Origin of the sequence: Pseudoalteromonas sp. TAE79 (assembly GCF_000498015.1) — a bacterium.
In the GTDB taxonomy this organism is placed as follows: domain Bacteria; phylum Pseudomonadota; class Gammaproteobacteria; order Enterobacterales; family Alteromonadaceae; genus Pseudoalteromonas.
The window spans coordinates 1-2,401 of the sequence record NZ_AUTL01000096.1; the positions used below are offsets into that span (position 1 = coordinate 1).

Below are 2,401 nucleotides of genomic sequence, written 5' to 3' on the forward strand. Positions count from 1 at the left end.
CTAAAGTATCCCCAGAATTAGCCTTTACATATCAATGAACTAACAGTATTAAAAAATGTGGGTAGTGAGGGAACATTCATGGTGTTTTGTGATCTTATGAATCGCTTAAAAACAACAGAACTAAACACCATGAATGCGTCTACTATTTTGCACAATATGCTCCGCGCTGTCACCCCTAACTCTATTCATAAAGCCAGATTTAATACTCTAGTCGCTGCCGTTAAATCTCTTTTGCACTGTCAGCAATGCACCTTGACGTCTATCGGCCGCAATTTGGATTCAAAAACAACTGAAAAACATGATATTAAACGTATTGACCGACTACTCAGTAACAATGAGCTTTTGCGTGAATCGATATCGGTTTATGTTCGCTTAACCCGTTTTGTGGTCACTGAAAAGCATCCCGTCATTTTGGTCGATTGGAGCCATGCTGATACACAAACCAAATACTGTATTCTGCGTGCCAGCATTGTCAGTGAAGGTCGCTCTTTAACCCTGTATCAGGAAAGTGCATTCAGCTTTCAATATCATTGCCCAAAAGTGCAAAAACGGTTTTTAAAGATGCTCAAACTGATCTTGCCGAGTGATTGCCGCCCCGTGATTGTGACGGATGCGGGCTTTAAAGTCCCCTGGCTCAAAGCCGTGCGGAACAATGGCTGGCATTATATTAGTCGGGTTCGTGGTACGGCACATTTGAAAACGCAGGACAGCGATGAGTTTATTCCATGCCAGTCACTATTCAAGAACAATCAGCGTAAGAGCCAGTATCTTGGCGCGACCGAGCTGACCAAAAGTGCAAAATATCAAACTCATGCAGTGTTGGTTGGCAAGGGACATAAGTTATTAAAAAGAGATAAAAAACGCGGTTATAAGGAGCCTTGGCTACTCGTTTCTTCTCTTCCAAAAAGACACCACTTTCTCGAAAAGGTGCTCAAGCTATATGGAATGAGAATGCAGATAGAGGCAGGGTTTCGAGACCAAAAAAGTGTTAGGTTCGGCTTAGGCTCAGATCTGCACAGAACGAACAAACTCTATCGATTAGACATACTTTTACTGCTCGCAACATTGGCTCATTGGTTCTCAATGATGCTGGGTGCTGTGATAGACAAAGCAGGAAAGACAGGGGCTTTTCAAGCTAACTCAAGCAAAAACAGGCGAGTAGTGTCATGGGCATTTGTTGGGTTGCGATACTTCAAAAAACAGTCCATTAAGCTGCGGCGGCGAGATTACTTGGAAGGGCTAGCCTATTTCGTACAGGTGGTAGTGCAACTCGATTGGAAAAATATGGATGTGAGTGATGTGATTGAAATTTAATAATTATTTTTGGGGATCCCTTAGCATTGCACCGCATTCATCTTTAAATCAAATGCTTCGCCAGTTAATCTAAATAAACTCCCATTGGCATCTGCTGCATAACCATCACTTGCAACTTCCATCGCTAATCCAAATGGCTTTACAACATACTCATTTGAACTCCCCGTTAAATTTACTGATAAATTAGTGACTGGGTCTAAAATTAAATTGGTATTTACATTTAAACTCAACTTTCCTGCATCGGGATAATTTATAACAATCGGAGCTTTAGACTCACTATCAAAGTTTAGTATGAACGATTTAGAAGCTTGCTCTACCGCAAAGGTATTATTGTTATTACTAAGTGAAACCGTATCAGAGCAACTTGCACCCTCGCTGCATGTATACGATAAATCTAAGCTTACATCGCCACCAGCGGGAAATGCAGCTTCGCATACGCCCGTAGTGGTATTTGTTTTTACCGCCTGGATAGATAACGCTTTTGCATTAAATCCAGTATTTGAAGGCTTTGCTGATAACTGAGTAGGAATTGTAGTATTTCCATCAGTATCATTATTAAAAATAAATCCAGCATCAGAAAACGTAACTTTACAGCCGCTTAATCCAACATTATTACCTGCAATATAACAACGAAGAGGTGCAGAAGGCTCTGCAGTGTTGTATCCAAATGTAACACTGCCTGTGGTGCGTTTAGCAAATTCGACAACCGCGGATCCTGTAAAATTAATATTCTCCCCCGTAACCCAACTTTGCTGACCACTATTATCTGGAGAAAGGTTTAAACTAGACGGCTCTGCGAATAATAAATCGCAGGCGTCATTTGCACAGGCTGTGAGTGTCATCTCTTTAGCTTCACACGTTAGAGCATTGTTATCGCTTATTGTTAAACGATAATGATCCAGTGTTTCTGGTGTATAAATGCCACAAAAACCAGGGATACTTTCGGGTACTGGTAGAGCGTCAAACGTTGAGCTCCCTTCGGTAATAATTTGAGTAGCCGATGTAATTGACCCCTGATACGTTACATTTTGTGCGATTCTTACCTCACCAGTGGCAACAATATAGGCCGCAATATTGGCATCGGCTG

The 2,401-nt window shown here is 41.5% G+C and carries 2 protein-coding genes; one reads left to right on the forward strand and one right to left on the reverse strand.

Features of this window, described 5'->3' with window-relative positions:
• The first annotated feature begins 96 nt into the window (after nt 1–96).
• Complete coding sequence (locus L655_RS0104845; protein ID WP_125825536.1) at nt 97–1,314, forward strand: IS4 family transposase; 1,218 nt, start codon at nt 97–99, stop codon at nt 1,312–1,314.
• A 20-nt stretch (nt 1,315–1,334) separates the two neighbouring features.
• On the opposite strand, the gene L655_RS0104850 is transcribed toward L655_RS0104845, so the two are convergent.
• Nucleotides 1,335–2,401: DUF6701 domain-containing protein (locus L655_RS0104850; RefSeq protein ID WP_029751603.1), on the reverse strand; the 1,067-nt coding region annotated here is incomplete at its 5' end.